This window comes from Paenibacillus sp. FSL H7-0350, from assembly GCF_038593195.1.
Lineage (GTDB): Bacteria > Bacillota > Bacilli > Paenibacillales > Paenibacillaceae > Paenibacillus_AQ.
In genome coordinates, this window is sequence record NZ_CP151972.1 from 2,933,427 (window position 1) to 2,948,329 (window position 14,903).

The window sequence follows — 14,903 nt, forward strand, 5'->3', positions numbered from 1 at the left end:
CGGGCACCGGGGCTGCGGCGATTCGGTGGACCGGAGAGGACGGACAGGTAGCTGATCGTTGCGGTCTGAGAGGCCTTTATTTTCTCTTTTCGAGCATATTCAGCTACTCGAACGGACTGCACGGAGCTTATTTAAGCTACGGCGGGCGTTTTCCTCCCAATTATTTGTACATAAGCTCCACTGAGTCCGTTCAACTTGCAAAAACGTTAATATGGCTAAAATAAGCGCAGCTGAGTCCGTTGCAAGTGACCCCTACTCGCTAAACTTGAAGGGAATGATCCTGATGAAGATCACGGTTATACATGGTCCTTGGCGGCAGATCAGGGCAGCGCTGCTGCTCCTCTGCCTGCTTGTGCTGCTGCCCGGCGCGCCGGCTTCTGCGTCAGGCGCGCCGCTGGATGAGCTGCTGCCGCCTGTAGGCAGCGCGCTGGTGGAGGCCGGCCAGAGCCGCTGGGAAGCGGCGGCGGCCGATGTCGATTCGTTCGCGGTGCTGTGGCGCAGCGCGAACGGGAGCACGCCGGACCCGGCACTCGCCGGTCCGGCTGCTGAGGTGGACGCCGCGCTGGCCGCTGCGGCGGAAGCTTTGGCGGGCGGCGGCGGAGCGCCCGCCAAGGCAGCCTTGTCCACGCTCGCCCGCAGCGTGGACGCGTTCGTCACCGCCGCCGCAGGTGAAGGCGGCGGTGGCACGGGCGCCGCCGGACGCGCAGCGGCGGCGAAGCTGCTGCCCGCGGCGGAGCGCACGCGGGATGCGGCGCGCAGCGCCGACTGGGCCGCGGCGGCGGAAGCCTACCGCGCCGTGGTGAACGGCTGGACGCCGGCGGAACGCGGCATCCGGGCGGACAATCCCGCCGTCTACGGCTTGCTGGAGACGAAGATGAGCCTGCTGCGCATTGCGCTGCAGGCAGAGCCGGTCCGCGGAGAGGCCGCGCAGGCGGAAGCGGAAGCGCTGGTGACGCTCCTGTCCGGCTACAGCGAAGGTAAAGCCGTCGATACCGGTGGCGCGCCAGCGGAGCCAGCTTCCATTGAAGGGCTGATCCGCTATCTGAAGCAAGCTTCCGCCGCCGCCCAGGCCGGCGACAGCGCAGCAGCCGCTGATATCATGGAACAGCTCATCGCTGCCTGGCCTTCGGCCGAAGGCCAGGTCCAATTGGCCTCACCCAAGGTCTATGCCAGCGTTGAGAACGAGAGCACCGCCGTCACCGGGTATCTGCTCTCCAGTCCTCCAAAGCTGGACCAAGCTCTATCGCTTATGGACACGATGCTCTCTGAGCTGACGCCGCTGACGGGGGAACAGACTTATACCGCATGGGATGCGGCACTCATTCTGCTACGGGAGGGGCTGGAGGCGATTCTAGTACTCGCCGCCCTACTTGCCTATCTGCGCCGTGAAGCAGTACCGGCGGCACGCCGCTGGGTATGGTCCGGCGCGGCGGCAGGTCTCGCTGCAAGCATCGGCCTCGCCGTATTGCTGACCTATTCCCTCTCTCAAGCCGCCTCTGGCGGCGCACGCGAGCTGATCGAAGGGATCGCCGGCCTCGTGGCCGTGATCATGATGCTCACCGTCGGCCGTTGGCTGCACGGCAAATCCAGCACGGCGGCCTGGAATAAATATGTAGACCGCCAGATGCAGGGTGCCCTGGCCAAGGGCAATCTGTGGTACCTGTTCTTCATCGCTGCGCTGGCCATTTTGCGCGAAGGGGCGGAGACTACGATTTTTTACGCAGGGATGGCCCCGGCCATCGATACCTCTCAGCTGCTGCTCGGGATTGGCAGTGCTCTTATAGTCCTGATCATTCTCGGCTATGCCATGATTGCACTGAGCGCCAGATTGCCTGTTGTTGCCTTCTTCCGCGTCGCTACAGCACTGATCTACTATTTGGTGTTCCGCTTCCTCGGTGAGAGCCTTCATGCCTTACAGATCGCTGGCAAGCTGCCCGCCCATAACGGGCACAGTCTGCCTTCCATCGGCTGGCTTGGCATGTATCCGACCTGGGAGACTACCATCCCACAGCTGCTGATACTCGTCTTCATCTTATGGGAGCTGCTGCGCGGCAGACGTACTGCCAACAGGACAAAGGCTGCAAACGGGATCACTAAGTAAACATACTAATTATGTAAAAGCTGCAATCTGTGCGTGTGCCTTCAAACATGCAGATTGCAGCTTTTTGTATCTCCTGCCACTTGGTTGGCTATATTCCCCTCCGCCAATGCATGAAGCAGAAATGAATAGATGGAAAAACGTCACTTACTAAAAGAGTAGAATACTTTTTATGGATGATAGATGGAAAAACAGCATTTAATTTTTACTCAATGAGCTTAAAGTGGAATATGAGCAAAATTAAGCAGCAAAAATCCAATTATTTTCCACAACAAACTGAATTACGAGTTAATAAGTAACGAAAATCCAACTGTTTCCTCTTACAATAATCCTTCCATCCTCCCCCCTACCACAAATCCACCACCTCCATCTCCTTAATTCTGCCCCAGACCAGCCTTAAACCAAACTGCCTATTGCAACCTTCCGCAATTTGTTTTATCCTGATTATGAAAATAATTTTCTTAATAAACACAAATATTATGTAAAATAATTTCAAATGCAACTTAGGTCAAAACTTAACCTGTCCATTTCCGCATGTCCATTTCTACATTTTCATTCGGGTAAGTAGAGAAAGCTACATGAATCTGATTCTATAGAAAAGAAGGTGAGCGCTTGTCTCCCATTCTGCATGCTCTGGAGCATGACAATTCCAAGCTGTCGCAAATGGAACGCAAGCTGGCTGAGCGCATTCTGGCCTCGCCCGGGGAAATTGTCCATATGGGCATCACGGAGCTGGCGGAGGAATGCGGCATCAGCACGGCGACGATTACGCGGTTCTGCAAAGCGCTGCACTTCAAGGGTTACCCTGATTTCAAGCTCAAGCTGGCAGCTGAGCTGGCGCATAGCGACGGCTCGCCGGAGACCGGCAGCTCCTCTTATCAGGACATCGTGGCCGGCAATCCGCTGCAATTCATTGTAGAGGCCATGCAGGCCAACCACCTGGCCTCGATCCGGGACACCACCTCGCTGCTGGATCTGGGCCGGCTGCAGCAGGTCATTGATCTGCTGTGCCGGGCGCGGCGGGTCGATCTGTACGGGATGGCGACCTCATCCATCGTAGCCCAGGATTTCTATCAGAAGCTGATCCGCATCGGCGTGAACTGCACCGCTTTTGCCGATTCCCATATGCAGATTACTTCCGCTTCCTCACTCTCTTCCGGCGATGTGGCCTTCGCAGTCTCTTATTCGGGGGAGACCCCGGAGACGGTGGATGCCTTAACCTGTGCAGCCGCAAGCGGCGCAGCTACGGTGTCGTTAACCTCCTACGGAAGCAGTACTCTGGCTACACTCGCTGACATTCCGCTCTTCTCCTCGTCTCTTGAGCAGGGCATGCGGCGCGGCGATATGGCTTCACGGATCGCACAGCTGCATATTATCGATATTCTGTTCACCGGCATGGTCAGTACCCGGTTTGGAGATTTCATCCCAAGGCTTGAGCAATCTTACCGGAACGTCCAACATTACCGTCACAAACGGGGAGGTCAAATCTAATGAATATTTTGAAATTTCAGCATGAAGAAGATTTCGCAGCCACAGGAGCTAACCTGATCGCCAGTCTGCTGCAGAGCAATCCCAGAGCCGTTCTCGGGCTGGCTACCGGAAGCTCCCCTGTCGGGGTATATGAGAAGCTGGTAGAAATGCACCGCAAGGGCAATGTCAGCTTCGCCAAAGCCTCATCCTACAACCTGGACGAATATGTCGGACTGCCTGTGGATCATCCGCAGAGCTACCGGAGCTTCATGAATGAGCATCTGTTCAATCACGTTGATATCGACCCGGCCCGCACTCATGTGCCTAACGGAAATGCTCCAGACCTTGCGGCCGAATGCCGTGCGTATGACAAGCTGCTGGAGGATAACGGTCCGGCGGATCTGCAGATCCTCGGCATCGGCAGCAACGGCCATATCGGCTTCAACGAGCCGGATGCCAGCCTGAGCAGCGGAACGCATGTGGTCGATCTGCTGGAAGAGACCCTGGAAGCCAATGCCCGCTTCTTCGACCGTGTAGAGGATGTGCCGCGTCAGGCGGTAACGATGGGCATCGGCGGTATTCTCAAGGCGAAGCAGATTGTACTGCTTGTCCGCGGGGAAGAGAAGGCGGAAGCGGTTAAAAATGCGCTGGAGGGCCCTATCACTACCCAGTGCCCCGCTTCGCTGCTGCAGAGCCATCCGAATGTGGTCGTCCTGCTGGATGAAGGTGCTGCCAAATGGCTAAAATAAACGGTATGAGCGGAGAACTGTTGTACGGTAAGGTGTTGACTCCTGATGGAATCATCGAGCAGGGTGTAATTGCCGTAGCAGAAGGCTTGATTCAATATGCAGGAGAAGCCGCTTGGCTGCCCGCAGCTTATGAGGGCTGGCAGACAGTCACCCGTGAGCCGCAAGGTCTGCTGATCCCCGGATTCGTCGATGTGCATGTACACGGCGGAGCCGGACATGACTTCATGTACAGCGATGCAGATGCTCTTGACACCATCACACGGTTCCATGCCTCACACGGGACGACCTCGATGCTTGCTACAACCATGACAGCTGCCAAGGCAGACATCGATCAGGTGCTGGCTGAGGTAGATGCTTATCGCACGCGTGAAGGCGGCATGCCCTATGCAAGGCTGGCAGGTGTACATCTGGAGGGACCTTTCATTAGCGTAAGATGGCCTGGAGCGCAGAATCCTGAGCACATTGTTCCGGCTAATATAGAATGGCTGGAGGAATGGGAGGACAAGTATCCGGGAATGATCCGTCAGGTCACCCTGGCTCCCGAGCGCGAAGCTGCTCTGGAAGCTATCCAGTGGCTGCGCAAGCATGGCATTACGGCTGCACTCGGCCACACAGATGCTACATTCGAGCAGGTGATTACCGCTGCCGATGCCGGACTGAACCAGGCGGTGCACATGTTCAATGCCATGACGCCGCTGCATCACCGCAAGCCGGGAACGGCCGGTGCCGTCCTGTTCGATCCCCGGATCAGAGCCGAGGTCATTGCCGACGGAATCCATGTTCATCCGGCAGCCATCAGCCTCATTACCCGGCTCAAGAACAATCATAATCTGCTGCTGATCACAGATGCCATGTCAGCGACGGGACTCAGCGACGGAGAATATGCCATCGGTGATCTGCCTGTGATCGTCAAAGACGGCATAGCCACGCTGAAGGAGCATCCTGAAGCTCTGGCCGGCAGCACACTGACCATGATTAGCGGGTTCCGTTATCTGGTTCAGGAGGTCGGTCTCAGCCTGCTCGAAGCCTCACAGGCTGCCAGCCTTAATCCGGCGCTGTCACTAGGCATGCAGCGGTCTATCGGAACGCTTGAGGCAGGGAAGCGCGGCGATATTCTGCAGCTGAACCAAGACCTGAACCTGCGCGGCGTATGGATCGGCGGACGCAAGCTGAAGGCCTAAATACAGGCAGTAAGACGCAGCTTCGTATTCCTATAAACGCAGGCAATGCAGCCCTCTCACCCGGCTTTCCGGGTAAGAGGGCTGCATTGTTTGCGTTTGTCTTCATTCACTTGTGCCCGTCTATGCCCATCTGTGCCCGTCATTTGAATAAGCCTCATATCCCTCTGGAATACTATCTTCATTCAAGGCACTATGCAGTAGGCTGCTCACTGTCCGCTGCGCGCAGGGAAAATCCGTTCCGCCATGATACGGAATTCATTCGCGAAGCCTCTGAGCGGATGTCCGGCACGGAATTCCCGGGCATAATAATCGGCCCGTTCCACGAAATCCGGGTTCGCCGAGACATACACATTGCTGACGTATGTGTTGCCTTTTTTAACCTCTGCAGCGATTTTATTCTTGATCTCCCCGGGAAGATTGTCTTTATCCTCCCCCATATTGCTTCTGGACATAATCCCGTTATTGCCGTTCCCCGGATAATCTCCGGGAGTCGCCATACCTGTACCGCCAACGGTTCCGGTGCCTGTCAGACTCCCTGGAATGCCCGCCATGGAGCCGCCTGTCCCTGTCATCCCGGGAACACCCGCAGCAGTTCCTCTTCCGGTAGCTTTCTCGCGGGTGGTACTCGTGGTGTGAACCCCGCCCGAAGCATGCTCGAGCATTACAGCGACATAAGCGCTTCGGCCGACCATGATAACGTTAGCCGAACGAACTTCCGGCATGGCCGCTACACGGTCAGCCAATTCCTTGCTTACCTCCATGCTGCCGAAGTCATCGTCACGCATTCCGTCCCGTGCGGAGTTCACGTGGATTCGCCCGTCAGTCCCCCTTACACTTTTCGTCTGCATATTGCCATTATCTGCCGAATGGCCGGCACTGCAGCCGGTCATACTTAAGACGCCGGCCAGCAAGGCAGCAGACACGGACAAGCCGAATTTCGATCGCAACATTCCTTCATCTCCCATCACAGAATAATGTAGTGCAGCGTCACAAGACTTAGCATGGCTCCTCCGCTGCCGGGCTATCCAGAAAGGATTTGGCAATGCCGCCCCCCACAGTCACGTGTAAGAGAAATCCGGCGTATCTTATATAACAGCAGACTGTGTTTCTCCGCAGGCAGTCCAGATCAGGAGGGGTAAGCTTGAGAATTCTATTTACGTTTTATGTACCTAGCGGCGGGGTGGAGACCCTGAACAGGCTGCGGTGTGAGAGTCTTCAAAAGAACGGCATCGAATGCCATGTGCTCTATCTCATGCCGGGGTCCGGCACCCACAATAGTGTAAGCTTCCCGGTATTTATCACTTCGCAGGATGAAGATATCAGGGCTATACTGAATGCCCATCATTATGACGCCATCATTGTAACCTCAGATTATCTGCTGCTGGAACGTCTGCGCCGGCTGGGGTATGGAGGCCTCCTGATCTACGAGTCCCAGGGTCTGGGAACACGAAGTGAAGCCCGTAATGTGATTATAGATTCTGTGCCTTATCTGCAATCCTTCTGCAATGCCGTGCTGATTCCCCCCACCGATCATTTACTGGAGCTGTTTATCGAGATCTGCCCCTGGCTCCAGCGCTATGTCATTCCGAACCTTGTGGATGTACAAGGATTCCGGTATATCCCCGCTGAGGCGCCCGTTGATCCTGTCATTGCCTGGGTAGGTCGGCTGGAACCCAACAAGAACTGGAGCGAGTACCTGAAGATTGCCCACCATATCCGCAAAGCAAAACCTAACCTGCATCTCTGGATGTTCCATGATCCGGGCTTGGCCTCCGATGACCAGAAGGCGGCATTCAATGAAGAACTGCATGCTCTTGGTCTGAATGACCGGCTGAATGTGTTCACGAATATGCCTAACCAGATGATGCCTGTCTACTATTCATCGATTGCCGCTTCAGGAGGCTTCCTGCTGTCCAGCTCTGTCACAGAAGGCTTCGGATATGCCGTAGCTGAGGCTGTCTGCTGCTCCTGTCCTGTACTCAGCACGGATTCCGACGGGGTCAGATCCTTCATCACCCATAATATTACGGGCAAATTCTATCCGCTTGGCAATGTGGAGGCTGCCGTGAACGAAGGACTGGAACTGATGAATAACATCCCGCTGCGCGAAGCTATCTGCTATCAGGGCCGTCAGCATATGGTTACGCATTTCGGCTTCGATCAGTATGCGCATTCCTTCCGCGAGATGATGAATTCCTTCTCTATCTTCTAACTACTACAAGCTTCTCATCTCCCAGTCTTCCGGCAAAAAAACCTTCAACCCCAGCGCCCGCCGGGGTTGAAGGTTTCTCTGTGTATGGCATTCTGCCCTGACGCATTACGTGCCTTGTCTGGACACCATCTCAAACAGCTCAGCCTGGAAGACCTGTACGCTTCTCTCCCAGGTGAAACTCAGGGAATCCTGCTCTCCCCTGGCAGCCAGATGCCGGCGAAGCTCCCCGTCGTTAATGAGCGTTACAATATCTGCAGCAAGACGGTTCTCATGACGATACGACATCAGGCAGTTCTGCCCGTGTGCACAGTATTCGAGATTTCCTCCTGAATATACGGTAGCCAGAGCAGCACCGCAGCGCATCGCTTCCAGCCCCGGCAGTGAACCGGCATCATTGGTACTTGCGCTGACAAAAATATCCGTCTCATTGTAATGATAAGCCAATTCATCGTCATTCCCGGGTGTCCGCAGCTGATAGCGCCCTGTATTAAGTAAGGCCTGCAACCTCCCGGAAGTGGCATATTCAGCAGGGGGAGTCATGATATAGATCTCCACCTCAGGATGAAGCCGCTTGACCATATCGAGCTGCTGAATCAGGTATTCCTGTTCCCGGTGGCCGGAGAATCCGCCTTCTGGACGCCGCATAATAGCCGAGACGATCAGCGGCTTGCCCGGATTGTCGCGAAAATGCGTATTATGGAAATGCGGATCAACACCGACCGGAACAATCATCCCCTTAATGCCGTGATTGATCCGTATGACCTCCTGCTGCCAGCGCGACAGTACAAGCAGGTTGCGGGTAATGCCGTAGGAGGCGAACGACTGATTATTATCCGGCAGGAAATTCGGCTCATAGCATAAGGCCAGCCGGATATGCAGCCCTTTGCCCTGAAGGCTGGCCCGTTCGGCAACCGGAACGGTTGTATAATAATTGGAGATAATGACATCCCCGTAAGGAAAATGGTCTTCTGTAAGGACCGGGGCGGGCACAGGGATAATCGGACATTTCATCTCATATTCCACAACACCTAAGCTGGGCATAAGAACAACGACCTCATGGCCTATTAAAGTCAGGGCGTTCGCAAGCTCCGCTATCATCCGCTGCGCACCGCCTCTGGATAAGGTCAGAACTGGAAAGGTCAGTCTCAATTCCTTCTCTCCTTCCTCAGCAGCTTCGTCAATTTCCCCCTGTGCATGGACTGAACCATGGCAATTTCCCGGTTCTGCGCCTCGCTGTGCAGGACCGAGCCCATCTCATTATGGACGCGGTAATCCAGCAGCGGCTCTTCTATATAAGACCACTCATAATGAGGCAGAATCCGCAGCCACATATCATAATCCTGTGTATACAGGAGCTTCTCATTAAACATACCAACCCTGGAGAGAACCTCCATATCTAACAGCACCGTGCTGCCGTTCACCGGACAGCCGGACATCATGGTCTGTATGAGGGCCGGCCTGCGCAAGGACGGCATTCGGACTATATCGGAGAACTGCTGCCCGTGCTCATTAATATAGTAGTAAGCCGTATGATTGAAGGAGGTGCCCGAATTGCGGATAGCTTCTATCTGCCGTCTGATTTTATCGGGATGAAACAGATCGTCCGCGCTTAACCAGGCAAAATAAGCTCCGCTTGCCACCTCGATTCCCTTATTGAGGGCCGAGCCGGTCCCTCCATTGGTCTTGCGGACATACACAATCCGGCTTCTATAGGCGTCTAGCTTCTCTGTATGGAGCGTTGAACCGTCATCCACCACGATCAGCTCAATATCCGTGTAGCTCTGGGCCAGCACGCTTTCGACCGCCAGATGTACGTAAGGACAATTATAGAACGGAATTACCACCGAGACCTTGGTCTTCTGATTCATGCCCCGGCCTCCTCCCTGAGTCATTTATACAGTCTTGCAGGCGAGCAGGGCGTCCAGCGGCGCGTGATTCTCACCGAAGGCTTCCCGGAATGAAGGATTCTCCGCATGGTGAAAGCCCTTCAGTACAGTTACAGCGTAGCCCAGCTTCAGAAAGTCCTCAGGCTCCCATCCGCTCCAGTGCTTCTGGTAGTACTCTCCATGCAGATTGAAATGGTCCCTCCCCTCCTGCGGGAAGAAGCCCCGCGGTGTAAATACGACGACACGGTTCGCAGCGATGAGCTCTGCCTTACGCAGCAGTTCCATGCCTTCACTCATCGAGAAATGCTCCAGCGAATCGATCAGAGTGACCGCAGAGAAGGTTCCCGGCAGGAACAGCTTATCGATATGACCGGCATCGGCATGAACCGGAATGATATGGGGAGCCTTGTATTTGCGGTGCAGCAGATAAGGCCTGTGGATATCCAGACCCAGCACCACAGCGGCTTCATACCGCTCCAGCAGCGTACCGGTACCGCTGCCGATATCCAGTATACTCTCGGAGAATTTCAGCTGCTCCAGCAGGACCGGCAGGAAGTCTTTCACTTCGATTTCCCGGTACATATGCTCTCCCTCCTAAGCGTTAATTGCCTTACCTTGGGCTGTGCTGCAGTGCCGGCTGTCCGCTCCGGCAGCTAGCCGCCCATGGAGGCAATCAGGGCGCTTAACGGAGCGTGATAACGGGCACTGGTTGCTGCAGCTTCAGCCATAATGACATCGTAGTGTCTGAGCGTGCCCATTCCCTCATGCCGGCGGTAAGCCGTCAAGGACTGGTTCAGCATCACCGGTGCATAACCGTTCAGAATCGCCCGGTACCACAGATCATAATCATGGGTATACGGCAGTGCTTCATCGAACATCCCGATGGCTCCGAAGATCTCCCGCTTGAACATCACCGTACAGCCGTTGATGGGATTGCCGTACAGGAAGCAGCGCAGATATTCAAGCTGGTTCGGGAATACGGCCGCAGCATTCAGCTCCATCGCCTGCGAGTTTGCGTTAATGTAGTTGAAGTTGGTGTACGAGATCAGCAAACGGTTCTGTTCCATGAACAGAACCTGATTATTGATCTTGTCATGATAGAACATATCATCCGAGCTGAGCCAGACTACATAATCTCCCGTGGCATGGGCAATACCGTGGTTAAGTGCCGAAGCGGTGCCGCCGTTGGCCTTGCCCAGATAGTGAATGTAGGGCAGATAAGGGGTAATCCGCTCTGCATGCAGAGTAGAACCGTCATCCACTACGATAATCTCATAAGGCTGCCAGGATTGGCTCATAGCGCTCTGCAGCGCCTGCTCAATATAAGGGCAATTGTAAAAAGGAATAACTACGGATACTCTGGGCTTCATAACAACCTTCCTTCCTTACCGGCTCTTGTATAGCGGATTATATCTGCCAGTGAACGGTCCAGCGCAATCTCCGGCTTCCAGCCGGACATAGCAGCATAGTCCCCCGATGCTTCAGGCGTTCCCTTAGTATCAGCAGATTCAAATGGAGGCTTCGCCGGAACGGCAGATGACAGGGAAGGATTGCCCCGGCTGTGCTCCTCCTGCGGCCCCCAGTCCATCCTTACCGGAGCCGCAGCATGAGCCAGCAGCTTCGCTGCAATCTCTCCCAGTTCCCGCTCTGTCCCGGAATCGATGCGGTAGATCCTGCCGGTCTCTCCCGAATCCAGAATGAAGCCATACGCCCTGACCGCATCACGTACATCCAGAAAATCACGCAGCGCATGGCGCGAGGAGAGCCGAAAGGCAGCAGGAGCAGCCGATCCGGCTACGGCAGCTGCTTCACTGCGTACAATATGCTGTGCCAGCAGGGAACAGAAGCCGGTGGACGGACCAGGCCCAATCAGGTTCGAGGGCTCCGCCATCAGCACCGGCTGTGCAAACAGTGTTCCCCAGGCCAGCGATACCAGCTCTTCCAGCGTCTTACTGAGGCTGTAGGGGTGAGGCGGGTCTGTCGCACCCGGTCTGTACTTAAGCCGGGAGCCGGCCACCAGAATACGGCTGGCCGGCTGGACACGCAGCGCCTCAAGCAAATATAGAGTAGCCATTACATTGGTTTCCATGTAGAGCAGCGGGTCCTGCCAGGACTCCGGGACCGAATTCTTGCCTGCCAGGTGCAGCACCTGATCCGGCTTCACCGCTCCAATCATTGCCGCTACAGCCCTGCGGTCCCCCAGGTCACAGACAACCTGCTGAACACCCTCCGGGAACAACCCTGCTTCTGGCTCGCGGCGGACTACAGCAGTCACCTCCGCTCCTCCGGCGGCAAAATAGGCCACGGCATGCCTGCCGGTAAAGCCGGAAGCTCCGGTAATAAGGAGACGACGACGCCCGCTCATGTCGGCAGCTCTGAGCTGCGCATAAAGCCCTCAAGCTCGCTAAGCATCCGGGGATAGGACGGCAGCTCAATCGTAACATCGCTTCTCGTGCTGATCAGCGTCCGGTCCTGAACTGGTGTCTGCTGCGGGATGATCTCAACATCCTCTTTATGAAATGCCGCCTGCATCATCTGCAGCAGCTGATATTTGCTTACGGGCTGCGGGTGGGCCAGATGAATCAGCCCGGAGAGATCCGAGTCCAGTAAGGAGTCGACGGCTTTGGCCAGCTCCAGGGTAGTGACTCCATTCCACATCACGCATTCATATCCGGTTACCCGGTCCTTCTGGGCCAGGAACCATTCCATGAGGCCGATTCCGCCAGAACGGATCTCAGGCCCGATAATGGAGGTGCGGATCGTAAGATGTCCGGGATCACGCACTTCTCCAAGACTCTTGGTAAGGGCGTAGACCGAGGTTCCATCCGCGGCATCATCCTCTGTGTATCCACCGCGTGTTCCTTCGAACACGCAGTCGGAGCTGATGTGGATGAGCCGGGCATGAATCTGGTCCGCTGCCCTCCGCAGGCGGTGGGGCAGGAATCCGTTGACATGGTACGCGCCGATCCGGTCCCGTTCGGCGAATTGATTGAGTACCCCCATCGCATTAATAATGCAATGGGGGGAGACGATTTCAACCAGCTTTTCTACACCGGCGATGTCGTCGGCGTCCAGATACAACCCTCCAAGATCCTTCTTATCCCGGGTTGTATGGAAGATGTGGTGCTTGCCCTGGCGGCGAAAATACTCCGCCAGCATATGACCTGCCATACCATTTCCGCCGAGAATAAGGAGCTTCACTGGAGGAACCCTCCCCGGATCAGGATAGCCTTGATTTCAGCCTGCTCCATCAGATGATTCTCGGAGCTGAAGCTGCTGAAGGACACATGGGGGAAATGACGGTAATGCTCCTTCAGCTCCGGCATATCTAGCGTAGGCAGAATAACCAGGTACTGCTCATCGTAGACCACCGTAGTCAGGCTCTCGAAATCGCTCATCAGGATCTCATGGATTTTCTCACCCGGGCGGATGCCGGTCTCAATCATACTGACATCCGTCCGCCCGGAAGCTTCGATCAGCACATCCGCCAAATCCACGATCCGGCAGGTCGGCATGGTCATGACGAAGATCTCGCCGCCGATACTGACATCGGAAGCCTTGAACAACAGGGTAATGGCATCGCGCAGGGTGAAAAAGAACCGGGTCATGTTCATATCCGTAATCTTTACCTGTCCCTTGTCCTTGATCTGCTTCATGAACAGATGGACCACGCTGCCGTTCGTCCCCAGCACATTGCCTCCGCGCACGGTAACAAACTTGGTGCCTGAGCCGATCAGATTGGCATAGACGAATAGCTTCTCGCCGATGGCCTTGGTCATGCCGTAGAAGTTCGACGGATTAGCTGCCTTGTCGGTAGAGATGTAGATCGCCTTCTCCACATTGTTGGCAATCGCCGCTTCAATGACATTCTGTGTACCGACCACATTCGTCTTGAGTGCCTCGTACGGCTGGTCTTCGCAGACGGGTACATGCTTAAGTGCGGCCAGATGGAAGACATAATCCACACCCCGGCAAGCTGCCACCAGCGCATCCTTGTCACGGATATCGCCGATGATGAAGCTGAGACGCTTATCTTCAAATTCACGGCTCATGGCTACCTGTGCAGACTCACTGCGGGAGAATACGATGATTTCTTTGGGATGCTGCGGCAGCAGCTGCCGGATCAGCTCATGCCCCCAGGAACCGGTACCGCCTGTAACCAGAATCCGTTTATTATTGAACATGCAGGTTCCCTCCAAGCAGAAATTTAACTACCTTTACCGAGACACCTTGGGCGAGATACCCTTCCGGCGCCTCCCAATCGGGCTTAAGCGACGTCATCAGCACGGTGCAGCGCAGAATGCTGTTCTGTTCTACCCCGGACACTACATTACTTCCGCAATCGACGGTCTCCGGGCGTTCTGTTGTCCGGCGTATGGTCACCGTAGGTACTCCCATCAGGCAACATTCTTCTTGAACGGTGCCGCTGTCGGTAATGGCGCACAGGGCATAACGCTCCAGATGAACAAAGTCAAAAAATCCGAAGGGCTCGTGAAACTCCACCAGCGGGTTCATAGTCAGCGGGAACTGCTCCGTAAGCTTGGAGCGTGTACGCGGATGGATGCTGCAGATCAGGCGGAGCCCCAACTGCTCAGCCACGAGGTTCAGCCCGGACATAATCTGGAGCAGCGATTCCGGATCATCGACATTCTCGGCCCGGTGCGCGGTCACCAGCAGATACCGGCCGGCTTCAAGCTTCAACCGGGACAGGACGTCACTGGCTGCGATCTGCTCTTCGTAATGCGTAATCACCTCATGGATGGGATTGCCGGTTAACACGATACGCTGGCTGGGAAACCCTTCGCTGAGCAGATGTCTTTTACTCTGCTGGGTATACGGCATATTTATGGTGGAGACGGCATCTATGACACGGCGGTTTTTCTCCTCCGGCACTTTCAGATCGTAACAGCGGTTTCCTGCTTCCATATGCACCACAGGGATACCCATCCGCTCGGCCAGAATGGCACACAGCGCACTGTTGGTATCACCCAGAAGCAGCACGCGGTCCGGCTGCTCCTGGAGCAGAATGCTCTCCAGGCTGCCGAACATGGCGGCCAGCTGGCCCCCGAGTCCGGCCTGCTTATCCTGTAGCACATAGTCCGGTGCGCGGAGTCCCAGCTCGGCGAAGAATACCCCGCTGAGGCTGGCCGTGAAATTCTGTCCCGTATGCACCAGTACATGCCGATCCGCATACCGGTCCAGCAGCGGAATGATGACGCTAAGGCGGATGATCTCGGGCCGTGTGCCCAAAATCGTCATGATCTTCATGGGTTCACTCCCCTTTGATTATGGCCTGCCCTTAGGAAC

14 protein-coding genes are annotated in these 14,903 nt (G+C 55.6%); 5 read left to right on the top strand and 9 right to left on the bottom strand.

The genetic code is table 11. From position 1 onward, the window contains the following. Positions 1-211: 211 nt before the first annotated feature. From NYE24_RS13395 to nagA, 4 genes are all read left to right on the top strand, one after another. On the top strand, positions 212-2,101 hold the full coding sequence (locus tag NYE24_RS13395) for an FTR1 family protein (protein WP_342478872.1): 1,890 nt from the start codon (positions 212-214) through the stop codon (positions 2,099-2,101). A gap of 609 nt (positions 2,102-2,710) precedes the next feature. Continuing rightward, on the top strand, positions 2,711-3,589 hold the full coding sequence (locus NYE24_RS13400) for a MurR/RpiR family transcriptional regulator (RefSeq protein ID WP_036695708.1): 879 nt from the start codon (positions 2,711-2,713) through the stop codon (positions 3,587-3,589). Further along, positions 3,589-4,317: a glucosamine-6-phosphate deaminase gene (nagB, locus tag NYE24_RS13405; protein ID WP_036695707.1), complete on the top strand. Its 729-nt coding sequence runs from the start codon at positions 3,589-3,591 to the stop codon at positions 4,315-4,317. The genes NYE24_RS13400 and nagB overlap by 1 nt, the downstream gene beginning before the upstream one ends. Next, positions 4,305-5,498 carry an N-acetylglucosamine-6-phosphate deacetylase gene (nagA, locus tag NYE24_RS13410; protein WP_342478873.1) on the top strand — a complete coding sequence of 398 codons (1,194 nt, stop codon included), beginning with the start codon at positions 4,305-4,307 and terminating at the stop codon, positions 5,496-5,498. Before nagB ends, nagA begins: the two co-directional genes overlap by 13 nt. A gap of 206 nt (positions 5,499-5,704) precedes the next feature. On the opposite strand, the gene NYE24_RS13415 is transcribed toward nagA, so the two are convergent. Further along, the gene (locus NYE24_RS13415; protein ID WP_076160932.1) at positions 5,705-6,448 is read right to left on the bottom strand and encodes a YhcN/YlaJ family sporulation lipoprotein; all 744 of its coding nucleotides are present in this window, start codon (positions 6,446-6,448) and stop codon (positions 5,705-5,707) included. A 191-nt stretch (positions 6,449-6,639) separates the two neighbouring features. Between NYE24_RS13415 and NYE24_RS13420 the strand changes: the two genes are divergently transcribed. Then, positions 6,640-7,710 (top strand): glycosyltransferase family 4 protein, encoded by a 1,071-nt coding sequence (locus NYE24_RS13420; RefSeq protein ID WP_036695705.1) that lies wholly within the window; start codon positions 6,640-6,642, stop codon positions 7,708-7,710. A 105-nt stretch (positions 7,711-7,815) separates the two neighbouring features. Here the strand turns inward: NYE24_RS13420 and NYE24_RS13425 are convergent, their stop codons facing one another. The 8 genes from NYE24_RS13425 to wecB all read right to left on the bottom strand — a co-directional run bounded on the left by NYE24_RS13425 (position 7,816) and on the right by wecB (position 14,864). Continuing rightward, the gene (locus NYE24_RS13425) at positions 7,816-8,859 is read right to left on the bottom strand and encodes a glycosyltransferase family 4 protein (RefSeq protein ID WP_036695704.1); all 1,044 of its coding nucleotides are present in this window, start codon (positions 8,857-8,859) and stop codon (positions 7,816-7,818) included. Beyond that, complete coding sequence (locus tag NYE24_RS13430; protein WP_342478874.1) at positions 8,856-9,578, bottom strand: glycosyltransferase; 723 nt, start codon at positions 9,576-9,578, stop codon at positions 8,856-8,858. Before NYE24_RS13430 ends, NYE24_RS13425 begins: the two co-directional genes overlap by 4 nt. Before the next feature lie 24 nt (positions 9,579-9,602). After that, positions 9,603-10,178 carry a class I SAM-dependent methyltransferase gene (locus NYE24_RS13435; RefSeq protein ID WP_342478875.1) on the bottom strand — a complete coding sequence of 192 codons (576 nt, stop codon included), beginning with the start codon at positions 10,176-10,178 and terminating at the stop codon, positions 9,603-9,605. 71 nt (positions 10,179-10,249) lie between these two features. Next, positions 10,250-10,966: a glycosyltransferase gene (locus NYE24_RS13440; protein ID WP_341026683.1), complete on the bottom strand. Its 717-nt coding sequence runs from the start codon at positions 10,964-10,966 to the stop codon at positions 10,250-10,252. After that, a complete protein-coding gene (locus NYE24_RS13445; RefSeq protein ID WP_036695700.1) occupies positions 10,963-11,961 on the bottom strand; it encodes an NAD(P)-dependent oxidoreductase in 999 nt (332 codons plus the stop codon). Before NYE24_RS13445 ends, NYE24_RS13440 begins: the two co-directional genes overlap by 4 nt. Beyond that, positions 11,958-12,797, bottom strand: coding sequence for an SDR family oxidoreductase (locus NYE24_RS13450; RefSeq protein WP_342478876.1), 840 nt, complete (start codon positions 12,795-12,797; stop codon positions 11,958-11,960). Before NYE24_RS13450 ends, NYE24_RS13445 begins: the two co-directional genes overlap by 4 nt. Continuing rightward, positions 12,794-13,780 (bottom strand): polysaccharide biosynthesis protein, encoded by a 987-nt coding sequence (locus NYE24_RS13455; protein WP_342478877.1) that lies wholly within the window; start codon positions 13,778-13,780, stop codon positions 12,794-12,796. Before NYE24_RS13455 ends, NYE24_RS13450 begins: the two co-directional genes overlap by 4 nt. Then, entirely contained in the window at positions 13,770-14,864 is a 1,095-nt protein-coding gene (gene wecB, locus NYE24_RS13460) for a UDP-N-acetylglucosamine 2-epimerase (non-hydrolyzing) (RefSeq protein ID WP_342478878.1), read from the bottom strand. The genes NYE24_RS13455 and wecB overlap by 11 nt, the downstream gene beginning before the upstream one ends. Positions 14,865-14,903: the final 39 nt, after the last annotated feature.